This is a genomic window from Paenibacillus sp. FSL R7-0204 (genome assembly GCF_038002225.1).
GTDB lineage: Bacteria > Bacillota > Bacilli > Paenibacillales > Paenibacillaceae > Paenibacillus_AQ.
Genome location: NZ_JBBOCA010000001.1, coordinates 825,866 through 849,196 on the forward strand (window position 1 = coordinate 825,866; position 23,331 = coordinate 849,196).

Annotated in this window: 23 protein-coding genes; all 23 read left to right on the forward strand. The window is 49.2% G+C overall.

Features of this window, described 5'->3' with window-relative positions; all coding sequences use genetic code 11:
* The first annotated feature begins 11 nt into the window (after positions 1-11).
* The 23 genes from MKX42_RS03740 (at position 12) to argB (ending at position 23,268) form a co-directional block, all read left to right on the forward strand.
* The gene (locus MKX42_RS03740; protein ID WP_340751355.1) at positions 12-893 is read left to right on the forward strand and encodes a ComF family protein; all 882 of its coding nucleotides are present in this window, start codon (positions 12-14) and stop codon (positions 891-893) included.
* Between the two features lie 141 nt (positions 894-1,034).
* Entirely contained in the window at positions 1,035-1,442 is a 408-nt protein-coding gene (locus tag MKX42_RS03745; protein ID WP_340751357.1) for a TIGR03826 family flagellar region protein, read from the forward strand.
* A gap of 106 nt (positions 1,443-1,548) precedes the next feature.
* Positions 1,549-1,836, forward strand: a complete 288-nt coding sequence (gene flgM, locus MKX42_RS03750; RefSeq protein ID WP_340751359.1) for a flagellar biosynthesis anti-sigma factor FlgM — start codon at positions 1,549-1,551, stop codon at positions 1,834-1,836.
* A 12-nt stretch (positions 1,837-1,848) separates the two neighbouring features.
* On the forward strand, positions 1,849-2,349 hold the full coding sequence (locus tag MKX42_RS03755; protein WP_339220733.1) for a flagellar protein FlgN: 501 nt from the start codon (positions 1,849-1,851) through the stop codon (positions 2,347-2,349).
* Positions 2,350-2,406: 57 nt separating this feature from the next.
* Complete coding sequence (gene flgK, locus MKX42_RS03760) at positions 2,407-4,008, forward strand: flagellar hook-associated protein FlgK (protein ID WP_340751361.1); 1,602 nt, start codon at positions 2,407-2,409, stop codon at positions 4,006-4,008.
* 18 nt (positions 4,009-4,026) lie between these two features.
* The gene (gene flgL / locus MKX42_RS03765) at positions 4,027-4,977 is read left to right on the forward strand and encodes a flagellar hook-associated protein FlgL (RefSeq protein WP_340751363.1); all 951 of its coding nucleotides are present in this window, start codon (positions 4,027-4,029) and stop codon (positions 4,975-4,977) included.
* A 15-nt stretch (positions 4,978-4,992) separates the two neighbouring features.
* Positions 4,993-5,556, forward strand: a complete 564-nt coding sequence (locus tag MKX42_RS03770; protein WP_340751365.1) for a DUF6470 family protein — start codon at positions 4,993-4,995, stop codon at positions 5,554-5,556.
* An 82-nt stretch (positions 5,557-5,638) separates the two neighbouring features.
* A complete protein-coding gene (gene fliW / locus MKX42_RS03775) occupies positions 5,639-6,085 on the forward strand; it encodes a flagellar assembly protein FliW (RefSeq protein WP_340751368.1) in 447 nt (148 codons plus the stop codon).
* Positions 6,086-6,087: 2 nt separating this feature from the next.
* A complete protein-coding gene (csrA, locus tag MKX42_RS03780) occupies positions 6,088-6,321 on the forward strand; it encodes a carbon storage regulator CsrA (RefSeq protein WP_340751370.1) in 234 nt (77 codons plus the stop codon).
* Between the two features lie 144 nt (positions 6,322-6,465).
* Positions 6,466-8,598 (forward strand): flagellin N-terminal helical domain-containing protein, encoded by a 2,133-nt coding sequence (locus MKX42_RS03785; RefSeq protein WP_340751372.1) that lies wholly within the window; start codon positions 6,466-6,468, stop codon positions 8,596-8,598.
* A 155-nt stretch (positions 8,599-8,753) separates the two neighbouring features.
* Entirely contained in the window at positions 8,754-9,143 is a 390-nt protein-coding gene (locus MKX42_RS03790) for a flagellar protein FlaG (RefSeq protein ID WP_340751374.1), read from the forward strand.
* Between the two features lie 25 nt (positions 9,144-9,168).
* Positions 9,169-10,665 carry a flagellar filament capping protein FliD gene (gene fliD, locus MKX42_RS03795; RefSeq protein ID WP_340751376.1) on the forward strand — a complete coding sequence of 499 codons (1,497 nt, stop codon included), beginning with the start codon at positions 9,169-9,171 and terminating at the stop codon, positions 10,663-10,665.
* Between the two features lie 33 nt (positions 10,666-10,698).
* On the forward strand, positions 10,699-11,088 hold the full coding sequence (fliS, locus tag MKX42_RS03800) for a flagellar export chaperone FliS (RefSeq protein ID WP_340751378.1): 390 nt from the start codon (positions 10,699-10,701) through the stop codon (positions 11,086-11,088).
* Complete coding sequence (locus tag MKX42_RS03805; RefSeq protein ID WP_340751381.1) at positions 11,081-11,416, forward strand: hypothetical protein; 336 nt, start codon at positions 11,081-11,083, stop codon at positions 11,414-11,416. Before fliS ends, MKX42_RS03805 begins: the two co-directional genes overlap by 8 nt.
* Before the next feature lie 250 nt (positions 11,417-11,666).
* On the forward strand, positions 11,667-11,864 hold the full coding sequence (locus tag MKX42_RS03810; RefSeq protein ID WP_019915069.1) for a cold shock domain-containing protein: 198 nt from the start codon (positions 11,667-11,669) through the stop codon (positions 11,862-11,864).
* A gap of 422 nt (positions 11,865-12,286) precedes the next feature.
* On the forward strand, positions 12,287-13,714 hold the full coding sequence (locus MKX42_RS03815) for an S-layer homology domain-containing protein (protein WP_340751382.1): 1,428 nt from the start codon (positions 12,287-12,289) through the stop codon (positions 13,712-13,714).
* A gap of 227 nt (positions 13,715-13,941) precedes the next feature.
* Entirely contained in the window at positions 13,942-14,499 is a 558-nt protein-coding gene (hpf, locus tag MKX42_RS03820) for a ribosome hibernation-promoting factor, HPF/YfiA family (protein ID WP_340751386.1), read from the forward strand.
* A gap of 308 nt (positions 14,500-14,807) precedes the next feature.
* A complete protein-coding gene (secA, locus tag MKX42_RS03825; protein ID WP_340751387.1) occupies positions 14,808-17,312 on the forward strand; it encodes a preprotein translocase subunit SecA in 2,505 nt (834 codons plus the stop codon).
* Positions 17,313-17,854: 542 nt separating this feature from the next.
* A protein-coding gene (gene prfB / locus MKX42_RS03830; protein WP_340757609.1) for a peptide chain release factor 2 occupies positions 17,855-18,932 on the forward strand; the annotation gives its coding sequence in 2 pieces (ribosomal slippage) (positions 17,855-17,890 and positions 17,892-18,932; 1,077 coding nt in all).
* A gap of 72 nt (positions 18,933-19,004) precedes the next feature.
* Positions 19,005-19,889, forward strand: a complete 885-nt coding sequence (locus tag MKX42_RS03835) for a YitT family protein (RefSeq protein ID WP_036694686.1) — start codon at positions 19,005-19,007, stop codon at positions 19,887-19,889.
* 196 nt (positions 19,890-20,085) lie between these two features.
* Positions 20,086-21,141: an N-acetyl-gamma-glutamyl-phosphate reductase gene (gene argC, locus MKX42_RS03840; protein ID WP_445669359.1), complete on the forward strand. Its 1,056-nt coding sequence runs from the start codon at positions 20,086-20,088 to the stop codon at positions 21,139-21,141.
* Positions 21,142-21,163: 22 nt separating this feature from the next.
* Positions 21,164-22,396, forward strand: coding sequence for a bifunctional ornithine acetyltransferase/N-acetylglutamate synthase (gene argJ / locus MKX42_RS03845; RefSeq protein WP_340751390.1), 1,233 nt, complete (start codon positions 21,164-21,166; stop codon positions 22,394-22,396).
* Between the two features lie 44 nt (positions 22,397-22,440).
* Entirely contained in the window at positions 22,441-23,268 is an 828-nt protein-coding gene (gene argB / locus MKX42_RS03850; protein WP_340751391.1) for an acetylglutamate kinase, read from the forward strand.
* The last annotated feature ends 63 nt before the right edge of the window (positions 23,269-23,331 follow it).

Consider the following 23,331-nt stretch of genomic DNA (forward strand, 5'->3'; position numbering starts at 1 on the left):
GGAGGATTACCATGCGTAACCTGACGTCATGGATTAATCAAGCCCGCTCCCTAATCGCGCCTTCGCAGCCGGAATGTCTGTTTTGCGGCCGCAGAGGCCGCCCTTCCCCTGATTGGCCTGAGATCTGCCTGCACTGCCAGAGCAGCATTCCATGGATTCGCGTTCCCCGGTGCCAGACCTGCGGGCGTCACGTGGGCTGTCCCGATTGCAGCCGGAGCCATGCACCCATACCAATTGTGTGCAACCGGAGTGCAGTAGCCTACACCAGTGAAATGCGTGAAATATTAGGCCAGTATAAATACAGAGGGAATGAGCGGCTCGCGCCCCTGCTCGGTCTGATGCTGGACAGGGCATACGCGCTGCTGCAACAAGAACAGAGTGGACAACAACTGAATGAAGCGCTACAAAGCAACTTTTTTAGTACACCATTCCCGATAATGCATTCAAAGCTTCGTATGCGTTCTAACCTATGGCAAGCCGATTTGCTGGTCCCTGTGCCTGTGAGCGCTGTCCGTTTGTCGGAACGGGGCTTCAATCAGGCGGAGCGGCTGGCGGAAGTAGTATCCCTGCGCAGAGGAATCCCTCAGCTCCCGCTGCTGGTCCGCACCCATCACACTGCCAAGCAGAGCTTCAAAAGCAGGAGGGAGCGGCTGGCCGATATGAAGCATGCTTTTGCCGGGAATACAGATTCGGTGGTTCTGCAAAGTCTGAAGGAACACCTACATTCCCGCGCGACGCATCAGCTTGAACAGCGTCCTCTGCGAATTATTATTGTCGATGATATCTACACTACCGGAAGTACGATTCGTGCCTGCGCCGAAGCGCTTCAGCAGCTCTGCCGCAGCCAGAATTGCCTTGCTGAAATCTACTCTCTGACCTGGGCGCGTTCCTAGCAGTTGCCGCTGTTCCAGAATTCAATAAAACCGCTTCCCTGACCGATACTAAACATAGACGGATCTTCGGCGATCATGTAATCTTAGTATCATAAGCGATTCATGAGTTGTGCAGAATGATAGAAGGGAGCCGCGATAGATATGAATGTAGACAATTGTCCGAAATGCGGCCGGTTATATGTCAAGAACCTGATGAACCTGTGCCAGCCCTGCATCAAAGAGTTAGAGCAGCAGTATGAAATCTGTGTAGAATATTTGCGTAAAAATAGAGGCACCAACATACAGGAACTGTCCGATGCCACCGATATTTCCATCAAAGAAATCACGCGCTTTATTCGGGAGGGACGGATTTCCATAGCCAATGCGCCCAATATGATGTACCCTTGCGAGGTATGCGGAACCCTGATCCGGGAAGGGCATATGTGCGACAGCTGCCGCAGCCGGTTAACGAAGGATCTGGCGAATGCCGTTAAGGAGAATATGGACAAAGAGAAAGCCAAGAAATCCCCCGATGCCGCCTACCGCGTTGTAGATAAGTTCCGTAACTAATAAAAACCTGCAAAAAAACGCTTGCAGCTATAAAGAATGTTTCAACTGGGGCCGATAAACTTAGTAAAGATTATCGGCTTTTTTATTACAGAAGGAAGGTGAAGTTATGAAAATTAACGATGCCGGACGAATCAATGCGATTAATCCATACCAGCGAAGTGCGGAATCGCAAAGGCAGGATCAGATGAAGAAGAGTACACGCAAGGATGAGGTATCGATTTCGGATGAGGCCATTAAGCTGCTCCAGGCACAGAAGAGCGGCAAGATTGACACTGAACGTGCGAACAAGATCGAGAGCCTGAAACAGCAAGTATCCGCAGGTACCTACCAGGTTGACGCAGCCAAGCTCGCCGAGACACTCGCCCCCTACTTTAAGCAATCCTCCGAGAATTAGGTGAACACACCCATGGCACTTACAACATTATTAGAATTGCTTGAGCGGCTGGACGAGGCGCATGTGCAGATGCTGGATCTGGCCGCAGTCAAGAAACAGACCATTATGGACAACAAGGTAGAGGGTCTCATTGATATCCTGAACCGCGAGTCCAAGCTGATGAAGGTGATCGGACAGCTGGAAGAACGGCGTGCAGAAGCGGCATTCGAGTTTTTGCAGGGGGTTGGAATCCGTTCCAATCTGAATCTGAATCTTACCGAGCTGTCCCGCCTTGTATTTGATCCCGATGACAAATCGCGCCTGCTGCATATTCAGCAGAAGCTGTCCGGCACATTGCAGCAATTAAAAAAGGCCAATGAGCTGAACCAGAAGCTGATTGAGCAGTCGCTTACCTTTATAGATTATTCCCTGGATTTGCTGGTCGGAAGACCAAATCAGGAAATGACGTACCATCATCCGTCCGACAAGGGCAGCAGTGTAACTCGGCCGGGTCTTTTTGATGCCCGTGGATAATCAGGTTATCCGCTGAGCTGCGCCCACCGCAGCAATCACAAGGGAGGTACAAGTAGCATGACATCGACATTTCATTCCATAGAGACCGCAAGACGAAGCCTGTTTACCCAGACAGCGGCGCTCAACACCACCGGCCACAACATTGCCAACGCCAACACGGAGGGCTACACCCGCCAGCGTGTGAATATGAGAGCATCTATTCCGATTGAAGCCTATGGCCTTAACAACTCTACAGTTCCAGGACAACTGGGAACAGGCGTAGAATTTGGTTCCATTGACCGGATACGGGAGACCTTCCTCGATACCCAATACCGGGGCGAGAACTCGGCGTTGGGGAGTTGGACAATCCAATCGGATACGCTTGATAAGCTGGAATCGATTTTTAAAGAACCATCGGATACAGGGATAAGTACAGTGCTCGATAATTTTTGGAAGTCTTGGTCGGATCTCAGTAAAAATCCGGAAGACAGCACTTCCCGTAAGATCGTAGTTCAGACTGCTCAGGCTTTGACCGATGCACTTAATTATATGAGTAGGCAGCTTAGTAACCTTGATACGGATTTGGCCTCCAATGTAGCAGTCAAAGGTACTGAGGTACAGGGATATTTAACTTCAATCGCAGACCTGAACTCATCTATTTTCAAAATTGAAAGCATGGGTGACAAAGCGAATGATCTACGGGATCAACGTGACCTGCTGACGGACAAGCTATCCAAGATTGCTAATGTCAGTGTAATAGATACCGAATATGGCTATAATATATCGCTTGGCAGCCAACAGCTTGTACAAGGAGCCGCTGTATCTGCGACCGTGGACAGCGCATTCCTTAACACTGCATTTGCTTCAGGGGATCTAAAAACTGGAGAAGTACATGGTATGATTACTTCCAGTCAGAAGTATGTTGCGGATTATAAGAAGCAGCTTGATAATATAGCTAACACGATAGCGGTTGGCGAGGTAGAGGTCACGCTTCCCAAGGGTTCGGTGCTTCCTGAAGGAACGGTGTTAACCAATGAGGCTACCATCACTCAAGCAGACGGCTCAAAGGCCACGCTTAGTGCAGGATCGGCAATGCCGAGAGGTGCTACACTGAGTTCAGATGTAAAGACGGTCGTCAAAGGCCTCAATGGACTGCATCAGATTGGCTACACCATGGACGGGACGCTGAATCCCGGAAAGCCACTGTTTACAATTAGCGGAGAAGGAACGGAGATTACAGCGGGTAGTATTTCGTTTAATGCAGAGATTGCTGCAGATACCAACCTACTTGCTACTTCCCTGCGGACCAGTGGAACAGGCACCTCTGAAACAGTTGTAAAAGGCAATAATACATTGGCCTTGCTATTGTCCATCCAGCAGGGCGGCAGTTTTTCTTCACCAACAACAGGGATAAAAGCAACACCGGGATCATTTTATAAGAGCTTAATTGGGCAGCTTGGTGTTCAGTCCCAGGAAGCTACACGCCAGACAGAAAACTCTAATTTTCTCGTGGAGCAAGTGAATGCCAGACGGCAATCGGTCAGTGGGGTGTCTCTGGATGAAGAGATGTCCAATATGCTGGTATTCCAGCATGCTTACAGCGCTGCTGCGCGTTTTATGACGACTTATGATGAAATGCTTGATAAATTAATCAACTCTACCGGAACTGTAGGCAGATAAGGAAAGGAGGGCTAAAGGATGCTTAGAGTAACTTCCAATATGATGAACTCACAGTTGCTCCTTAACCTGAACCGCAATGCACGCACTATGAATGACACCCAGTTGCAGCTGGCAACAGGACGCAAGATTAATAAGCCGTCGGATGATCCGGTGGGGATAACTTATTCTCTGCGTTACCGTGCGGAATTGTCCACAAATGAGCAATATAAGGAGAACGTGAGCAGTGCTGTTTCATGGCTTGAATTTAATGATACCGTTATGACTCAAGCGGGGGAAGTAGTCCAGCGCTTGAGAGAGTTGTCGGTCAAAGGGGCCAATGGTTCTAACCCTCAAGAGGCACTCAATAGTATTAACGAAGAGGTAGTACAGCTCAAAGATCAACTAGTTGATATAGCAAACAGCCAATTCAATGGGAAATACATTTTCAATGGGCAAAAGTATGATGTCAAACCTTTCGATTTCTCTACCGGAGAGGATGGGAAACTTGATATTTCCGGGGCCGCCCTTGTCGTTACAGATGAAGGTCTTGTTAATTATTCTGTTGGTGACAGTGTCCAAATGCCCATTAACGTTACGGGGAATGAAGTGTTCGGGGCTTCCTCTATTAACAAAGATGGTACAGTAGAACCGGATACAGATAATATCTTTGCAGTCATCGACAGAATCTCTTCCGCTCTTGCATCCGGCGATACAGCTGCAATCTCTTCAGAACTTTCTAACTTGGATGATAGAATAAACAAGATGCTGGCAGTACAGGCGAACATTGGGGCCAAGACTAATCGTATAGAATTGATGCAGAACCGTCTAGGTGATCTGGAGGTTAACCTTACCGATCTTCAATCTAAAACTGAGGACGGTGACTATGCCGAACTGCTTATGCAGTCTAAGATTCAGGAGAATATTTATAATGCTTCTCTGTCCGTAGGTGCAAAGATTATTCAATCTACCCTTGTTGATTTCATAAGATAAAAGGGAGGATTGTTGATGCAGCCCATTGTACAGATTCGTCAGACTCCTGCTCTAATTGGTTTGGATACAACAGCGGGCAAACTTTCCATTACTCAGCCCAAAGCTGACCTGCAGATTACGACTACGCCCGGGGAACTGAGTATACAGCAGTTCGAACCGGAAATGACAATAGATCAGTCGGCAGCGAGAGCAGCCTATACAGGTGGTACCTACCGGGAAATGAGTGAACGCATCTATTCAGGCGTAGAGCAGCTTTGGCTGCAGGGGATTGCCAAACGGATGGAGCAAGGTGAGCGTATGGCTAACTTTCATAAGCCCGGAAATACCATAGCAGATGTATATGGAGAGGATTGGCGGCCAGTCTCCTATCCTGAGGTGAGAGGGCCAGCTTCAGTTGATAATGTTCATATTGATGTCAGAGTAGTTCCGCCTCAAATCGAATACCGCAAAGCAGAAGTGCGCATTGAAGCAACAGCTCATAAAGCGGAAATCAGCTATAATCCAGCAAGTGTTGAGGTGTATCTGAGACAGAAGCCTTCTCTAAGCTTTATTCCTCCGGAGCTAAATGTACAAATGTAATAGAATAAGGCTATAGAATAGGTTGATAACGACCATCTATAGCCTTTTTTGCTAGATATGTGAAAGGAAAGGTGTGGAGAAGATGGTTAAAGAATCACTAAATATGGGAACGATGGATATAAGCGCGGATCAAATTTTTATTTTTCCGAAAGGGATTCCCGGTTTTGAGGAGGAAACAGAATTTGCTGTTATTGAAGTAGGGGAAGGGCAATTCTCATACCTCCAGTCGCTCAAAACAGAGAGCCTTTCTTTTTTACTAACCGACCCTTTTCTGTTCTACCCGGAATATGAATTTGAATTCCCGGATAAGGATGCTGAAGAGTTGGAGATTAAGGATTCATTCCTTATCCGCTCTATAGTGACGATTAGGGAGCAGTTGGATCAGTCAACAGTTAACCTGCTGGCTCCGATCGTATTGAATCCTATTAATCATACAGGCAAGCAGATTGTGCTGATTAAGTCCGCGTATCAGGTCCGTCAGCGTTTGTGGAGAGACAATAGTGACGAAGCTCAAAAAGGCGGTGAATGAACATGCTGGTATTAACACGCAAAAAGGGCGAATCTATTATCATTCAAGACCATATTGAAATCACCATATTGGGTGTTGAAGGGGATAGTGTGAAAGTCGGCATTTCCGCTCCTAAGCATGTAGATATTTTCCGACAGGAAGTCTATTTATCCATTAAGGAAGCCAACAAAGAATCAGTGTCAACCAGTGCCGGGGATCTGAGTGCACTCCTGGAGCGGATACGGCCGCAAAAATAATTTCAAAAAATTCTAAATTAGCTATTAACAATAAAGTGCGGAAGACGATATATATATTAGGCACTGATCGGCAGGGCGGCCGACCTTAACGACAGTGCTTACCACATGGATGTGGACAAACCAATTTCAGGGAGGAAATACACAATGATTATCAATCACAATATCACGGCGCAGAATACTCACCGCCAACTTAGCACTAACACTGCTAACCAAAGCAAGAACATCGAGAAGCTGTCTTCCGGTCTTCGTATTAACCGTGCAGGCGACGATGCAGCAGGTCTGGCCATTTCCGAAAAAATGCGCGGTCAAATCCGCGGTTTGGATCAAGCTTCCCGTAACTCCTCGGATGCGATCTCGATGATTCAGACAGCTGAAGGCGCACTGAACGAAACCCACAGCATTCTGCAACGTGTACGCGAACTTGCTGTTCAATCCGCGAACGGAACGAACACTGACAGCGACCGTAAGAGCATTCAAGACGAAGTGAACCAATTGGCTGATGAAATCAACCGCATTGGTAACACTACTGAATTCAATACACAGAGCTTGATCAATGGTTCCAAGGATAAAACCGAAGCTATTGCTGCTGTGAAAAACGCAACATCACTGGATAAGATTGGTGCAGGAACAGATAAATTCGTAGTGAGATCAGCTGCAACTGCTGGTACAGGAGTTGGTGCAGCTGTTTCTGCAGCTGTTACTATTCATGACGGTACTGTTGGTAAGTACACTAGTGGTCTTGGTGGTGGAACACTTACAAACGCTACAACTACTTTATCAACTGCTGTAGATGCTACTCACAATGAGTTGACAGTGAAAATTGGTAACTCAGTGCGTACCATTACACTTGCTGCTTCTGCAGATGATGGTGCAGTAGCTACTGATTTGCAGGCTAAATTACAAGCTGCATTTAATGCTGCTCCTGCTGGAGGAACTGATTCCGGAGCTGCTACAGCAGGTGCTACAGGAATTTCCGTAGCGATTACTGGTGGTAAATTAGTTATAACTGATGGCAATGCTGGCAGAGGTGCAGACAGCAAAATCAGTGTAGTCGGTGGTAATGCAGCATCTGCATTGTTTAACAGTGCTACCGATGTAGCAGAGAACGGAAACGCTGCTAACAACAAAATGACCGTTAATTATACTAAAGATGGCGGCGCTACACCAAAGAGTATCAATATTGTATTAGCTAATGGAACGTACAATACACCGGATCTCTTGGCTGCAGAAATCGACTCCCAATTTGACACTGCAGCAGCTGCAGATGCTGACGCGGCAACACTTGCAAACGATGTTACTTTCACATCGGCGGCTGCACTGGGTAGTTCGATTCAAATTGGTACAGCGGCAGCTGGCAGTGGTAATGGTGTGACCTCTATTACGGGTGTAGCAGCTGGTTTGGCTGGTTTGACTGATGCAACACTTACAGCAGGTCTTGCAAAAAATGATGCACTATCGCTGAATGTTGATGGTAACACCTATAGTGTTACTTTGACTGCTGGAGACTACACGGACAAGGACATTTTGTCTTCTGCTATTAAGACAGGAATTAACACGCAAATTCAAAACTGGAACCTTGCTAACCCAACTGCTGCTCAAAGAGACTTGGTAGACGTTCAGGCACTATCTGTAGCGGATACAGACAGAGTGCGTTTCCAAGTATCCAGTGGTAAAGAAGGCGCAGCCAGCCAAATTACATTTGGTACGGTAGCGGGAAGTTCTGCTGCATCAGATCTTGGATTTAACACTACATCCGCTGTCGGTGCTGCTGGTGCGGATGCTTCCGTTAACTTCCACATCGGTGCGAACAAAGATCAGAACCTGAAGCTGGCCATCGGCGACATGCGTTCCAAAGCGCTGGGTCTTACTTCTGCTACCAAAACTGCAGGACAGACTGTTACCTTGCAAAATGGTGATGTAGCTGACGTATCATACGGAGATAGTACTGTTAAGAATGGCTCCGCGTCTGAATATGTTATCAACGTTGCTAACAAAGATACTGCGAACAGTGCAATCAGCATCATCAACAATGCGATTGAAATTGTTTCCCAGGAAAGAAGTAAACTGGGTGCTAACCAGAACCGTCTGGAGCACACCATCAACAACCTGAGCACATCTTCCGAGAACCTGACTGCCGCTGAATCCCGTGTTCGCGATGTAGACATGGCGAAGGAAATGATGTCCCAGACTAAGAACTCTATCCTTGCTCAGGCTGCTCAAGCTATGCTTGCTCAAGCTAACCAACAGCCGCAAGGCGTTCTGCAATTGCTTCGTTAAGATCTGTAACACGAAGGGCTCTGGTCAATCCAGAGCCCTTTTTGTATTTATATTTTATACATATCGGATAAATATATATTGACTATTGTATTAATTTGCAATCGGAAACGGCCGATATATAGACTATACATGAGTCGTGCCGGGGGGGAGCTTTCATGGAGATACAGTCCAATAGTTCGTCTAATCAGTACAATAATTCTGTTCGTTTATCTAAACCAGCTCCACCAGTAGAAAAGACTTCAGAAAATTCATCCGTTGATCAGATTAGAAGTGGTAACCAGATGAAGAGACTCGAAAGTCAGGGGATTACCTTTTCTCCAGGAGAAGAACAAGTAATCAAAGCATTGGACCGGGCACTGAAGGCACTGGAAGGTCCTGAGAAAAGCTTTGAGGTAAGTGTTCATAAAGAAACCAAGGCGATTATGGTGAAGGTGCTTAATAAAGAAACGGGAGAGCTCATCCGAGAAATTCCTGCAGAAAAAACTTTGGATATGGTAGCCAATATGATGCATATTGCGGGAATCTTGGTGGACGAGAGAGTATAAGCTTCTATACGAAGGGAGTACAAGCATGGCAATTCGCGTAAGTGGGATGTCTTCAGGGTTAGATGTTGAGGGTATTGTTAAGGAAATGATGACTGCAAGAAGGCAGCCCTTAATCAAATTAAACCAGAATAAGATCGCTCTGCAGTGGCAGAGGGACAGCTATCGGGAATTAAACAGTAAGCTTATTGATTTTCGTAATAATAAACTTCTTGCTAAATATGATAATTCTAATTCCATGATTACTCAAAAAGCTGTGGTTACGGGGAATACAGCCGCCTTAAAAGCCGAGGCAACTGCGGATGCCAATGGCATCCCCATGACGATCGGCATTACAAGACTTGCTAAACCTGCTACCGTCGAGACAGCCGGAATGACATTAACTAATTCATCGGGTATAAGATTAAACGGAAGTTCGAAGCTCTCCGATCTTCAGAAATTGAATAACACTGCAGCCCCCTCAAATGGTAAGTACAAAATTACTCTAAACGGTGATACCCTGGAGCTTGATGCCGGCCTATCCATTAATGAGACATTAGCAATGATTAATAAGTCGGAGAAGGGCAACGTTACAGCCAAATTTGATGAAGTATCAGGGAAGCTTACTATTGCCTCCAAGACTTACAATAATACAGGGAAAGTTGAAATGGGAACAACGGATTCCCTCTTATCGCTATTTGGCTCGGGGACTGTAACGAAAACTCAATATCAAACCGCTCAAGTGAATATAAATAATAGCCCGAAAGATATGGACTTCGCCAGTAATACGTTCACTATCAATGGTATAAGTATAACACTTCTGGCCGAGACTACATCAACTACCAAAGCTAGTATAGCTACTGAGACAGATGCATCTAAAGCTGTAGAGACGGTAAAGAGCTTTATTCAGGACTACAACGAATTACTTAATACATTGAATACCAAAGTGAATGAAGAGCGCTATAAAGATTTTACCCCGCTGACCGATGAACAAAAGCAGGCCATGAAGGAAAACGACATTGAACTGTGGGAAAAGAAAGCGAAAAGCGGTTTGCATAAAAATGACGATGTGCTTAAGTCGACCATTTCCTCCATGCGTGCAGTCGTTATGGAGCAGTTGGGAGCCCTCAGTAATGTTGGGGTAACTACAGGACTCTATTATGAGAATGGCAAGCTTATCTTGAACGAGGAGAAGTTAAAAAAGGCGTTCGAGAGCAATCCACAAGGCACTGCAGCGATTTTTCAGGGAACCTCAAGCCAGGGCGGGGTGTTCGATAAACTCGCCACAGAAATTAACAGTACATTGGACAAGCTGGTTCTGAAGGCTGGTACTTCCAAGTACTCGATGGATCTAACAGCTACCTACAAAACCGAAAGTACCATGGGTAAGCGATTGAAGGATTACAATACACGGATCAGCAATCTGACAACTAAGCTAGCAACCCTTGAGAATAATTACTACAAAAAGTTCACAGCGATGGAAACAGCGATGTCACAATATAATAGCCAGTCATCCAGTTTGAGCAGTTTGTTTACGTCTAAATAGATTATTTATTTCATGAAGGAGTGAACTGGAATTATGATTACATCACCATATGAAAAATATCGACAATCGGCGGTCTCAACATCCAGTCCCGGTCAATTACTGCTAATGTTATATGACGGAGCCATCCGATTTGGAAAAGCCGCTATGGATGGAATAGATGCATCTGATTTTAATAGTGTCAGCGTGAATGTGGGGAAGGTCCGGGCGATCATTAAGGAATTGAGTTTTTCCCTGGATTCGACCTACGAGGTTTCCAATGGACTGAAGACACTCTATGAGTATATAGATCATTTATTTATGGAGACGAATATTAATAAGTCCAAAGTGCAGGCAGAAGAAGCCATCGGCTACCTTCTGGAGCTTCGTCAGACCTTCGCCCAAGCTGCTAAAATGACGGCCGGACAAGACCTCAAGCATGGATAAGCTGCTCCAGGAGCTTGAGCATTTAACATTAGCGATGGTCTCGATCCTAAATGATTCCTCTTATGAGGAACTCGAAGCTTTTGTAGAACAGCGCCAAATCCTTGTCGATGCCATCGGGCAAGAGGTCGAGAAATGTCAGCCGACCCTTGCACAAAAGGAAGACATTCGTCGAATCATGGAACATGATCCGGCCATCGTTGCCCGGATGAATGCCCATCGCCTGGAAGCCAAAGACTGGCTGCAGAAGCGCGGTCAAGCCAAAATTCAACGAAACGCATACGAGACGGCATACACCCCGGACAGCTTCCTGATGGACCGGAAAAAATAATAGAAAAAAATAATAGATTCCCCCTGTTTCATTGTTTCATTCGGGGAGCGGGCGGGTATTTTTAAAACGTCTGCTCCTTTTTTTGTATCCTATTTCACCGAATCTGGCTTTTTCTGAGGTCAATTAGGGCATGGTAAAATATTGAATGTAACCATTTACTATTCCAATTGACAATAGAGAAGCAGCGGTGGTATAGTCGAATTGTGAGCAAGACTCACGTTCATCTGATGACGAAGGGAATGTTTAGTCAATGGAAGGTAAAGTTAAATGGTTTAACGCAGAAAAAGGTTATGGTTTCATCGAAACTGCCGATGGTGGCGACGTATTCGTACACTTCTCCGCGATTCAAACTGACGGTTTCAAGACATTGGATGAAGGTCAATCCGTAGAGTTCGATATCGTTGAAGGCGCACGCGGACCACAAGCAGCTAACGTCATCAAATTATAATCATCCGGCGCAGCCGACCTACATATATGGTAGATGGTTAGCAATTGAGACAACGCTAGCATTAGACCCTGGGATCTTCCCCGGGTCTTTTTTATTGTGGTTTAAAATAATGATGACTGTCTGTTAGGGATAAGGTAAGTATGAAGTTGGGATCTTTGAGATCACGTGGGGACTTTACATATTTCTCATAAATATCCTATATTTCTAGTCGAAAAAAGTCCGAAATTGGACACTTTGTAAAAATTAGTTGCGGAAAAGTGTTATCCCCCTCCAAATTTTGGGTAATAGGTACCGTTGGGCTTTTTTTGTTGCCTAGTCTGCACTCTCATTATTGCTTAGGCGTATGCTTCCGAAAGATTTTTGGTAAGAAGACATGCAGTGAAGCCTATGCCCATCAAACTCACAGGAGGATGAACAAAAGAATGAAGAAATTGTGGCGTGGCCTTACGGCCGGAGTACTTGGTATTTCAATGCTGCTCGGATCTCTGGGTAGTGCGTACGCAGCGAAGACACCCAAGGATATTCAAGGACACTGGGCGCAGAAGCAACTGCAGAGCTGGCTGGATAAAGGATACCTGGGCGGTTATCCTGACGGAACGGTAAAGCCGAATAAGGCTATTACCCGTGGTGAATATGTGGCATTGATCAATCGCCTGTTCGGGTTCACCGATACGGCTTCCATTAGCTTCACCGATGTGAAGAAATCAAACTGGGTATATAGCGAAGTATCCAAGGCAGTGAAGGCCGGCTACATTGGCGGGTATGAGAATAATACCTTCCGGGCCAATAATCCGCTCACCCGGCAGGAAGCAGCAGTCATTGCTGCCAAGCTGCTTAAGCTGAGTACAAGCTCTACTCCGCTTAAGTTCAAGGATAATGCTCAGATCTCAGCTTGGGCCAAGGTGGCAGTAGCCTCAGCGGCTGAGAAGAAGATCATCAACGGTTATCCTGACGGAACCTTCGGTCCGAAGAAATCTCTTACCCGTGCCGAAGCGGTTGGAATTATAAGCAACTCGGTTGTGCATAAGCCGAATACCGGTGGTGGAGTAACCCCAATGCCAACACCTACAACAACCCCTGCTGCTACAGTAACTCCAGTGCCAACTACTAGCCCAACAGCTACTCCGGTTCCTGGCGGTAGTGGTGGTGGCGGAGGCGGTAGCGCGACCTCGCCTTCTGTCAGCAACGTAACCTACGGTCATGTAGGTTCGGTTACCGCAGATGTATATGTTAAGCCTTCTGTAACGGGAGCTGTGTATTATGTAGTTGCTCCTTACAGCATGAACGTAACAGCACCAACTGCAGCACAAGTGAAAGACGGAATGATTAATGCAACAACAGCAGGCGTTCATTCCGGCAAAATCGCTGCAACTGGCGACACTGCTGTTGCTTTCTCTGTGTATGGTCTAAGTGCAGGTACTGAGTATACTGTATATGTTGCTCTGGCTGACGCTTCAGGCAATTGGTCGGGCGTAACACCGCTTCGCTTGAAAACAGCAGCAAGCACTGCCACTTCGCTTACACAGGTTGGAGTGACTAGCATAGGAACGGTAACAGCAGAAGTCTATGCAGCTTACGGGCAGATGGCCGCACCAGTAACACCTCTGAAATATGTGGTGGTTAAGGCAACAGATGCTGATCCAACCGCATTTCAGATTTCCCAAGCACAGAACAGTGCAGGTGCTACAATACCAGCACCTTGGGCTGGAACTCTTTCAGGTGGCCCAGTTGTGAAGCAAAGTATCAACATAACTGGACTCACTGCCGATACAGCCTACAAAGTCTTCTTCATCACAGACTCTAATGGCACATTGTCGCCCGTAGAGCTTCTGCGGATTCACACGAAATAAGTAAGCTTGATGAATGCAATCATTCATAATCCAGGCTTCAGAGTGAAATAATACAGCAATAGTATTCGGTCCGGCTAGGGCGGCTTTATGCTCAAGCCGGGCCGTTTGTTGTTAAGGCAGGACTTTTACATGTATTGTTAGATGAATGTAAAGTCTGTCATGATTTGTTTTTTACTTAGCCCTGACAATTTGCTATAATGGAAAAGTAAACAAAGGAGGAGTGCCTTATGAAATTCAGCATTCGAGGTCAACAAATTGAAGTGACCGACGCTTTGAGAGAGTATGTTGATAAGAAGCTCAGCAGACTTGAGAAGTATTTCGAAGCACCCCCTACCTCTGAAGGATTTGTGACGCTTGGCGTCGTTCGCGGCCTTCATACGGTGGAAGTGACAATTCCTCTAGCTGGTGTGACGCTTCGTGCGGAAGACCGCAGCGATGATATGTATGCATCCATCGATGCCGTAGTGGACAAGCTGGAACGTCAGATCCGCAAGCACAAGACTAAGCTTAATCGCAAGTTCCGCCAGGAAGGCAGCCTGAAGACCTTGTTCGTTGAAGGTTCGGCCAGCGCCGTAGCTGTTGAAGAGCAGGAACAGGATTATGATGATCTTGAGGTTGTGCGGAACAAACGGTTCACCTTGAAGCCTATGGATGTGGAAGAAGCGATTCTGCAAATGAACATGATTGGACATACGTTCTTCGTGTTCTCCAACATTGAGACTTCCGAAGTTAGCGTAGTTTACAAACGCGATGACGGCAAGTACGGTCTGATCGAACAGAACTAACCTGTGGACCGGGAATTGTTGGAATAAGCAAGGGCATCGGTTCAGCCTAACATGGACAATTAGACGAGTCCCTATTCGCCTGAAGCGAATAGGGCTCTTGTGCGTATATATAGAAGATTCGGTAAAATGCCATCATCTGTCCTCTTGTAAGGGGATTATACAGAATAAGGTTAGGGCGGCTTGTATTGCGGCTTCCCTTACAAACTGTTACAATTTATGAAGCAGCGGAATCGAAATCATATATGGCCCTTTCAATCTATGAGGATGGGCTCGGTTCCACCATCTGTGTTGCATGAAAGGGGTTAACCATGCTAGGACTTGTTAAGAAAATATTTGGCGACACTAATGAACGGGATGTCAAACGTCTCATGAAGACGGTCGAAGTAATTAATGGGCTGGAGCCGGATTTCGTATCGCTTACGGATGAAGAGCTGCAGGCGAAGACAGCGGAATTCCGCGCCCGTATTGAGAAAGGTGAGACCCTGGAAGAGATTCTTCCCGAGGCCTTTGCTACCGTACGCGAAGCTTCCAAACGGACGCTGGGCATGCGGCATTTTGACGTTCAGCTGGTTGGGGGTATGGCGCTGCATGAAGGCCGGATCTCCGAGATGAAGACCGGGGAAGGCAAGACACTGGTTGGAACACTGCCGGTGTATTTGAATGCGCTGCTGGGTAAAGGCGTGCATGTCGTCACCGTAAATGATTATCTGGCTCAGCGCGACAGTGGGCAAATGGGACAAATCTATAACTTTCTGGGCATGAGCGTTGGGGTCAACCTGAACGGCATGGACCATAATGATAAACAAGCGGCTTATGCCTGCGATATTACGTACGGAACGAATAATGAATTCGGGTTCGACTATCTGCGCGACAACATGGTGCTTTATAAGGAACAGATGGTACAGCGTCCGCTCTACTTCTGTATTATTGACGAAGTCGATTCCATCCTTATTGATGAAGCGCGTACTCCTCTGATCATCTCCGGCCAGGCTGAGAAATCGACAGAGCTGTATTATGCAGCAGACCGTTTCGTGAAGAAACTGACTGCCGAAGAGGATTACACCGTGGATATTAAGGTGAAGTCTGTTGCACTTACCGAGAAGGGCGTGGCTACGGCTGAGCGTGCTTTTGGGATAGAGAATCTGTATGACCATAGCCATGTTACCTTGAACCATCATATTGTACAGGCCTTGAAGGCGAACGCTATTATGCGCCGGGATGTCGATTATGTGGTGAATGAAGACGAGGTTATGATCGTCGATGAGTTCACAGGCCGTCTGATGCAGGGCCGCCGTTACAGCGACGGGCTGCACCAGGCGATTGAAGCCAAGGAAGAGATCGAAGTTCAGAATGAGAGCATGACGCTGGCTACGATCACCTTCCAGAACTACTTCCGGATGTACCGTAAGCTGGGCGGCATGACGGGTACGGCGAAGACGGAGGAAGAGGAGTTCAAGAAGATCTATGGTCTTGAGGTTCTTCAGGTTCCTACGAATAAGCCGAATCAACGGATCGACATGCCTGACGTGGTCTACAAAAGCGAGAACGGCAAGTTCAACGCGGTCGTTGATGAAATTGTGGAACGCCACAAGAAGAATCAGCCGGTGCTGGTAGGTACGGTATCGATTGAGAACTCCGAACGTGTATCGGAAATGCTGAAGCGCAAGGGTGTCAGACACCAGGTACTGAATGCGAAGCACCATGCGGCCGAAGCCGAAATTATCTCTTATGCCGGTCAGCCGGGAACCGTAACGATTGCCACGAACATGGCTGGACGCGGTACGGATATCGTGTTGGGCGAAGGGGTAACCGATGTGGGCGGTCTGCATATTATTGGTACAGAGCGTCATGAATCGCGCCGTATTGATAACCAGCTCCGCGGCCGCGCTGGTCGCCAGGGCGATCCGGGTTCGACACAGTTCTACCTGTCCCTTGGGGATGAGCTGATGAAGCGTTTCGGTGCGGATAACGTGCTGAACATGATGGACCGTCTTGGATTCGAGGAAGATCAGCCGATCGAGAGCCGTATGATTACCAAGGCTGTTGAATCTGCGCAGAAGCGGGTAGAAGGCAACAACTTCGACATCCGCAAAGTCGTATTGCAATACGATGACGTCATGAACCAGCAGCGTGAGATTATCTACAAGCAGCGCCGCGAAATTCTGGAGTCAGATAATATCAAAGACATCGTAGTGGAAATGATCAAGCCGGTTATCGACCGCATTGTGAATGCCCACTGTAGTGACGATATCCCAGAGAACTGGGAGCTGCAAGAGGTTGCAGATTATGTGAACAGCAAGCTTCTTGAAGAGGATGAGCTGACACGCGATGATCTGTGGGGCAAAGAAGTGGAAGAAATCATCGAATTCATCTTCGCCCGTGTGCTTGAGAAATATGCTGCCCGTGAAGAGCGTCTTGGCTCGGAGCTGGTACGTGAATTCGAGAAGGTTATTGTGCTTCGCTCCGTAGACAGCAAATGGATGGATCATATCGATGCTATGGATCAGCTTCGTCAAGGGATTCACCTCCGTGCTTACGGCGGTACCGATCCGCTGCGCGAATATCAATTCGAGGGCTTCGAGATGTTCAACGCCATGACAGCGAACATTCAGGAGGAAGTGGCGACCTACATTATGAAGGCGCACATTGAGACGAATCAGGAGCGGCAATCGGTAGTGGAGGAAGACAAGATCTCCACCAACGCGGAGCCTGCTGAGAAACGTCCGGTGCATGTGGAATCCACTGTCGGCCGTAACGATCCATGCCCATGCGGCAGCGGCAAGAAATATAAGAACTGCCACGGTCAGGCGTAAGATATAGTGAAGCTTCATGGAAGTTGACGAAAGTTTGGTGAAATAGTGAGCAGGCATTAAGCTGCGAATACTTTTCACAGATGTAGTCTTGCTCTTGAGTTCGTAGGTTATAATGACAATAAAAAGCGGCTGGGCCCGGGGGACTCCCCGTTTGCGGCCCGGCTGCTTTTTTGGGCTTGAAGTGGTTTGGGACGCACAGCTGTGCGGCAGACGGGAGCGCTCAGATGTTTTATGGCTGAGGTGGAAGTAACGGAGGGGAATTTTGGAACTGCAGGAGCGGTAGCGTCCGCCTTTAGGATTGAATTTCTACTGCGATGAGCAGTTTGAATGAGGAAATTCAATCCTAACAGCGGCCGAAAGTCCAAACATTCCCTGCAGTTACGGCGTACACCTGGCCATGGGGCAGCTGAAGCAATGCGACAGCAGCATAGATGTCCGTCCATGCCGGTGAGCCCAAACCGGCAGTCCCGGCGCAATATTTTAATTTGAAAGGTGATGTGATCCAATTGATCGATCCAAATGTGAAGCAGGACCTGCGTGAAATGGGCAAGAAATTAACCAACCTTAGGGGGTCACTTTGACTTAGACCTGAAGCTGGAGATTATAGCGAACTTCGAAGAGAAGATGGCGGCTCCCGGGTTCTGGGATGATTCCGAGCAGGCGCAGAGCGTGATTGGCGAGATGAATGCCGTGAAGACGGTGGTTGACCAATTCGAGAAGCTGCAGCAGGATTATGACGATGCTGCCATGATGGCGGAGCTGGCCGATGAGGAAGGCGACGACGCACTGGCTGAAGAGATAGCCGGAACGATCCGCAGTATAAGTGCCAGAGTGGATGAGTTCGAGCTGCAGCTGCTGCTCAATCAGCCTTACGATAAGCTGAACGCCATTCTGGAGCTGCACCCGGGTGCAGGCGGTACGGAGTCTCAGGACTGGGGCCAGATGCTGCTGCGCATGTACACACGCTGGGCGGAGAAGCGGGGCTTCAAAGTAGATGTGCTGGATTATCTGCCAGGCGATGAAGCGGGGATCAAGAGTGTAACTTTGTTAATTAAGGGCCACAATGTATATGGGTACCTCAAGGCAGAGAAGGGCGTGCACCGGCTGGTGCGCATTTCGCCTTTTGACTCCTCAGGCAGACGGCATACCTCCTTCGTATCCTGCGATGTGGTACCGGAGATTGCAGACGACGTTGAGGTGGATATCCGTACGGAAGACCTGAAGATTGATACGTACCGGGCCAGCGGCGCGGGCGGCCAGCACATCAATACTACCGACTCGGCGGTGCGGATTACGCATATGCCAACCGGCGTGGTGGTCACGTGTCAGAATGAGCGTTCACAGATCAAGAACCGGGAGCAGGCAATGAAGATGCTGCGTTCCAAGCTCTATGAGCGCAAAATTCAGGAGCAGCAGGCACATCTGGACGAGATCCGCGGAGAACAATCCGAGATTGCCTGGGGCAGCCAGATTCGTTCCTATGTATTCCATCCTTACAGCATGGTGAAGGATCACCGCACTTCGGTAGAGACCGGCAACGTTGGTGCAGTCATGGACGGCGATCTGGACGGGTTCATTGACGGATATCTGCGCAGCCAGATCAAGACGGAAGCTGAATAAAGGTAATCACATTCCTACGCGTCTTCGGAGGTGTAGGGATTTTTGTCTGAACATAAAGGAGTCCGGCCAACGATGCAAAAAATCAATTCACGCAACAAACCTCCGCTTATTCCCCTGAACGGGCCGCTGCGTCATACGGTGGACATTGCTCTTATTCTGATCGGCTCGCTGATCACAGGGTTGGCGTTCAACCTGTTCTTCCTTCCTAACCGGATTGCATCCGGCGGGGTGTCGGGGCTGTCGGTACTGGCTGAGGCCTGGTTTGGGGCAGAGCCTGCTTTTACCCAGTGGGCGCTTAATATTCCGCTCTTCATCCTCGGCGTGATCTTCCTCGGCAAACAGTATGGCATCCGTTCTCTGCTGGGAAGCTTTGTGCTGCCGCTGTTTATTTTCCTCACGAAGGACGGACCTGTGCCGACCACGAATCCGCTCCTGGCTTCTATCTATGGAGGAATTGGTGTGGGTCTCGGCCTGGGCCTCGTCTTCCGGGGGCGCGGCTCTACAGGCGGACTGACCATTGCGGCTCAGATTATTCAAAAGCTAACCGGCTTCAGCTTCTCGCTGTCTGTCGTGCTGCTGGATGGTACGGTGATTACCTTGGCGGCTTTTGTGCTGGGGATGGAGCAGGCGATGTATGCACTGATCGGGCTGTTCGTCACCGGCCGGGTGATCAACGCGCTGGAGGTGGGCTTCAGCACCACGAAGGTGGCGTATATCATCTCGGATCAGACCGAGGATATCTCGCAGGCGATTCTGAATGATCTGGACCGCGGGCTGACCAAGCTGAATGCGCAAGGCGGCTATACCGGTGACAACCGTACGGTGCTGATGGTCGTCGTAGGCCAGAATGAAATTACCAGGCTGAAGGCGATTGTCCGCTCGGTGGACCCGGGTGCTTTTGTGATTATAACCGAGGCTCATGAGGTGCTGGGCGAAGGGTTTAAAAGAGAAGCGTAGACTCCCTTAAGGGAGCTCTGCGCTTCTTTTGATATACTGCAGCGAATAGGATAACCCTGCGTTTCTTCTTGTGCGCCAGCTGAATAAAGTTAACGCAACATGTTGTATTTATATTAATTCGGTCGTATAATAATACATATTTGCAGGACGGTTATGCATGAGCGATAATGATAGAAATGAGAAACGGGAAGCGGGGATGACAGTGACAGACAAGCTGAGAGCGGCAATTGTCGGATCAACGGGTTATGGGGGCGTGGAGCTGATCAGGCTGCTGCAGGGCCACCCTGATATAGAGATTACTTCAGTGATTTCCTCTTCGAGTGCGGGTGCGCCGATTGAGGAGGGTTTTCCGCATTTAACGGGAGTGGTGCAGCGTAAGCTGGACGGTGTAGATGCAGCAGAGATTGCAAGCAGAGCAGATGTTGTATTTACTGCTACCCCGTCGGGAGTGAGCGCGAAGCTGGTGCCCGGGCTGCTTGAGGCAGGACTCAAGGTTGTCGATCTGTCGGGGGACTTCCGGTTGAAGGATGGCGCGGAGTATGAGCAGTGGTATAAGCATCCGGCTCCTCCGGCAGCGTATCTGGAGCAGGCGGTATACGGTTTATGCGAGGTGTACGGCGAACGTGCGGCCGGAGTGGATTTCATCTCGAATCCGGGATGTTACCCGACAGCTACGCTGCTGGGGCTGATTCCGGCGCTTGAGGCAGGCTGGATTAAGCCGGACAGCATCATTATTGATGCGAAATCCGGGGTGTCCGGGGCAGGGCGGGGAACGAGCCTGATGGTGCATTTTGCCGAGATGAATGAGAACTTCAAAGCCTACAAAATCAACAAGCATCAGCATATCCCGGAAATTGAGCAGGTGCTGACCGATATCGCGGGGGAGAAGGTTACGGTAACGTTCACTACGCATCTGGTGCCGATGACCCGGGGAATTATGAGCACGATGTATGCCGGACTGAATGGCGAACACAGCGAGCAGGATCTGGTGGAATTATACCGTAACTATTATGCAGGCAGGCCTTATGTGCGGGTGCGTGAGCCCGGAGTGGTTCCGGCGACAAAGGAAGTCAGCGGATCGAATTACTGTGATATCGGCTTCGTCACAGACGCGCGTACCGGACGGGTTACCATTGTGTCGGTCATCGACAATATCGTTAAAGGCGCCGCAGGGCAAGCGATTCAGAACCTCAATTTGATGATGGGATGGGAGGAAACCCGCGGGCTTGGTTACACACCAGTGTATCCATAAGCGCAAGCGGTCAAACAATATCATGAGTGAGCAACCACTATATACCGTCGTAGAAGGCGGAAGCATTACTGCACCTAAGGGCTTCACCTCCGGTGGCCTGCACTGCGGTCTCAAAAAAACAGAGCGCAACGACCTCGGCGCGATTCTCTGTGAGGTGCCGGCTACGGCGGCTGCGGTGTATACGACCAATGTGTTTCAGGCGGCTCCGCTGAAGGTTACGCGGGAGAGTCTGGCGGACGGGACGCTGCAGGCGGTGATCGTGAACAGCGGCAATGCCAATGCTTGTACAGGGGACCAGGGCGAGGCGGATGCGTATGAGATGCGTGCGGCGGCTGCCCGTTATTTGGGCGTGAATGAGCTGGATGTCGCTGTGGCCTCCACGGGCGTAATCGGGGAACTGCTGAAGATGGACTGTGTGCGCAGCGGGATTGCCGGACTGCCGGAGAAGATGGATGCGGGCGCTGCCGGTGCGGAGGAATTCAGCCAGGCGATTCTAACCACCGATCTGGTCAAAAAAGAAAGCTGCGTGAAAGTAACGGTAGGCGGTACTGAGGTTATTATTGCCGGAGCGGCGAAGGGTTCCGGGATGATTCACCCGAACATGGCGACGATGCTGGGCTTCATGACCACTGATGTGCTCATTGATGGCGAGGATCTGCTCAGTCTGCTGCGCACAGCTACTAATTCAACTTTTAATATGATTACAGTTGATGGTGATACCAGTACGAACGATATGCTGGTTACCATGGCCAGCGGACTTGCCGGCAATGAGAAGCTGACGCGTCTGCATGCGGACTGGGAGGCTTTTGCAGCGGCGTTCACTCATGTGTGCCAGAGTCTGGCGATGGCGATTGCCCGTGACGGCGAAGGGGCCACGAAGCTGATTGAGGTGCAGGTGAATGGGGCGGTGCATGATGAGGCTGCGGCGGCGATTGCCAAGACCGTGGTCGGCTCAAGCCTGGTGAAGTCGGCGATCTTCGGCGCAGATGCCAACTGGGGGCGGATTATTGCGGCCGTAGGGCGCGCGGGCGTTCCGGTATCGCCGGAGCAGGTAGATATTAAGCTGGGTGAGATCGAGGTGCTGCGCGGATCGCGTCCGGTGGCTTTTGATGAGGAGCAAGCGCTGCAATATCTGCAAAAAAGCGATACCGTGCTGATCACGGTAACCTTATCAGACGGCAGCGGGCAGGCTACAGCCTGGGGCTGTGACCTGACTTATGATTATGTGCGGATTAATGCGGCTTATCGCACGTAACCTGTGCAGAGGCATGTAGAAGCTTGTAGTGAGGGGGCAGGGAGATGACAGTAGAACCGATGGAGTCACAGGCGCAGACGGGGACCGCAGGGTTGTTCGTAATGAAATGCGGGGGGAGTACGCTGGCGGCGCTGCCGGATTCGTTCTTCGAGGATCTGCGGGAGCTTCAGGTCAGCGGGATTCAGCCTGTAATCGTGCATGGCGGCGGTCCGGCGATCTCCGGCAATCTGGAGAAGCTCGGCATTGAGAGCCGCTTCGTGAACGGCCTGCGGGTAACGACGGAAGAGGTGCTGGATGTGGTTGAGATGACCCTGTCCGGCAGCATCAACAAGGCGATTGTCCGCCGAATTCAGGCCAGCGGGGGGCAGGCACTCGGGTTGTCGGGCGTTGACGGCAACCTGATCATGGCGCACCCGGTGGCCAATCACGATGAAGTGGGTCTGGTGGGTGAAGTGACCGGTGTTCGAGCGGAGATTGTGACGGGTATCCTCGCGATGGGCTATATTCCGGTGATTGCACCTGTCGGTGTAGACGGCGAAGGACAGCGGTATAACATCAATGCGGATACCGCCGCCGGAGCAGTGGCTTCTTATATAGGGTCACCAAGTATGATCGTGGTTACGGATGTGCCGGGCATTATGCGGACGGTGGACGGGGAGAAGATCGTGCTTCCGTCCGTAACGGTGGCGCAGATCGAAGCACTGATTGAGAATGGCGAAATCTACGGCGGAATGATTCCCAAGGTGCGTGCCGCCATGGACTGCATCCAGGGCCAGGTGTCCGAGGTTATTATTGTAGATGGCAAAGAGCCGCGTGTCCTCAGCCGGGTGCTGAAGGGCGAAGCGCTGGGCACGCGGATTGTAAGAGCATAGATTGGCTGGAAGAATAATAAGACGCGCTGACGGGAAGCCGGCAGCAGCATGGTGGGAGAGTGA

What these genes read in the sequence shown, in the direction of transcription:
- MKX42_RS03835 (WP_036694686.1), top strand. Translation starts at nt 19,005, where the DNA reads ATGCAAAAAATCAATTCACGCAACAAACCTCCGCTTATTCCCCTGAAC.
- MKX42_RS03745 (WP_340751357.1), top strand. Translation starts at nt 1,035, where the DNA reads ATGAATGTAGACAATTGTCCGAAATGCGGCCGGTTATATGTCAAGAAC.
- flgL (WP_340751363.1), top strand. Translation starts at nt 4,027, where the DNA reads ATGCTTAGAGTAACTTCCAATATGATGAACTCACAGTTGCTCCTTAAC.
- csrA (WP_340751370.1), top strand. Translation starts at nt 6,088, where the DNA reads ATGCTGGTATTAACACGCAAAAAGGGCGAATCTATTATCATTCAAGAC.
- flgK (WP_340751361.1), top strand. Translation starts at nt 2,407, where the DNA reads ATGACATCGACATTTCATTCCATAGAGACCGCAAGACGAAGCCTGTTT.
- hpf (WP_340751386.1), top strand. Translation starts at nt 13,942, where the DNA reads ATGAAATTCAGCATTCGAGGTCAACAAATTGAAGTGACCGACGCTTTG.
- MKX42_RS03755 (WP_339220733.1), top strand. Translation starts at nt 1,849, where the DNA reads ATGGCACTTACAACATTATTAGAATTGCTTGAGCGGCTGGACGAGGCG.
- MKX42_RS03790 (WP_340751374.1), top strand. Translation starts at nt 8,754, where the DNA reads ATGGAGATACAGTCCAATAGTTCGTCTAATCAGTACAATAATTCTGTT.
- MKX42_RS03785 (WP_340751372.1), top strand. Translation starts at nt 6,466, where the DNA reads ATGATTATCAATCACAATATCACGGCGCAGAATACTCACCGCCAACTT.
- argC (WP_445669359.1), top strand. Translation starts at nt 20,086, where the DNA reads ATGACAGTGACAGACAAGCTGAGAGCGGCAATTGTCGGATCAACGGGT.
- argB (WP_340751391.1), top strand. Translation starts at nt 22,441, where the DNA reads ATGACAGTAGAACCGATGGAGTCACAGGCGCAGACGGGGACCGCAGGG.
- secA (WP_340751387.1), top strand. Translation starts at nt 14,808, where the DNA reads ATGCTAGGACTTGTTAAGAAAATATTTGGCGACACTAATGAACGGGAT.
- MKX42_RS03740 (WP_340751355.1), top strand. Translation starts at nt 12, where the DNA reads ATGCGTAACCTGACGTCATGGATTAATCAAGCCCGCTCCCTAATCGCG.
- flgM (WP_340751359.1), top strand. Translation starts at nt 1,549, where the DNA reads ATGAAAATTAACGATGCCGGACGAATCAATGCGATTAATCCATACCAG.
- fliD (WP_340751376.1), top strand. Translation starts at nt 9,169, where the DNA reads ATGGCAATTCGCGTAAGTGGGATGTCTTCAGGGTTAGATGTTGAGGGT.
- MKX42_RS03810 (WP_019915069.1), top strand. Translation starts at nt 11,667, where the DNA reads ATGGAAGGTAAAGTTAAATGGTTTAACGCAGAAAAAGGTTATGGTTTC.
- fliW (WP_340751368.1), top strand. Translation starts at nt 5,639, where the DNA reads ATGGTTAAAGAATCACTAAATATGGGAACGATGGATATAAGCGCGGAT.
- fliS (WP_340751378.1), top strand. Translation starts at nt 10,699, where the DNA reads ATGATTACATCACCATATGAAAAATATCGACAATCGGCGGTCTCAACA.
- MKX42_RS03770 (WP_340751365.1), top strand. Translation starts at nt 4,993, where the DNA reads ATGCAGCCCATTGTACAGATTCGTCAGACTCCTGCTCTAATTGGTTTG.
- argJ (WP_340751390.1), top strand. Translation starts at nt 21,164, where the DNA reads ATGAGTGAGCAACCACTATATACCGTCGTAGAAGGCGGAAGCATTACT.
- MKX42_RS03805 (WP_340751381.1), top strand. Translation starts at nt 11,081, where the DNA reads ATGGATAAGCTGCTCCAGGAGCTTGAGCATTTAACATTAGCGATGGTC.
- MKX42_RS03815 (WP_340751382.1), top strand. Translation starts at nt 12,287, where the DNA reads ATGAAGAAATTGTGGCGTGGCCTTACGGCCGGAGTACTTGGTATTTCA.